Source organism: Paraburkholderia sp. SIMBA_030, assembly GCF_046535245.1.
Lineage (GTDB): Bacteria > Pseudomonadota > Gammaproteobacteria > Burkholderiales > Burkholderiaceae > Paraburkholderia.
On sequence record NZ_JAWRXB010001750.1, the window covers coordinates 1 to 232 of the forward strand.

General features: G+C 64.2%; 1 protein-coding gene. It reads left to right on the plus strand.

Features of this window, described 5'->3' with window-relative positions; genetic code table 11:
• Nucleotides 1-232 (plus strand): molybdopterin-dependent oxidoreductase (locus tag SB772_RS46005; protein ID WP_410839272.1); only part of this gene is annotated, 232 nt, incomplete at both ends.

Here is a 232-nt window from a genome sequence, read left to right on the forward strand (position 1 = left end):
GGCGCGGACAGCGGCATTCAGGGCGGCGTGGAAGAACCGTACGCCCGCAGCCTGACCATCGAGGAAGCGATGCATCCCGATGTCATGCTGGTCTACGCGATGAACGGCGAACCTCTGCCCCTCCAGCACGGCTACCCGCTGCGGCTACTGGTTCCAGGCTGGTACGGCATGGCGAGCGTGAAGTGGTTGACCTCGGTTGAAGCCGTGACCACCAGATTCCTGGGGTACCAGC